At 48.9% G+C, this 278-nt stretch carries 1 protein-coding gene; it reads right to left on the bottom strand.

Features of this window, described 5'->3' with window-relative positions:
• Window positions 1–278, bottom strand: a 278-nt coding sequence (locus tag A3750_RS05955) for a 7TM domain-containing protein (protein WP_156498441.1), incomplete at both ends; no start/stop codon positions are given.

Raw genomic sequence — 278 nt, forward strand, 5'->3', positions numbered from 1 at the left:
GCTCGGAAATAGGTAGTGAATAAATGGAGAAGTCGATAAACAAGCTTTTTGACGCGCCTTGGTCCTCCACAGAGGCGTTAAGCGCGTTGCGGTATTCTCGCAGCATCGAAAACCGAAGCTCTGCATTGCGGCCTCCATAAATTTCAATGAGCGGCTCGTTACCCTCTTGAAACAACATCAGCCGATTTGGCTCTACAACATACTCTTCTTGCGCATCAATGGTGAGCCACGCGCCATCTTCATGTACAAGCAAAAACTGCTGAATGGGCGTGTTCCGT

It is taken from the genome of Oleiphilus sp. HI0079 (genome assembly GCF_001635105.1).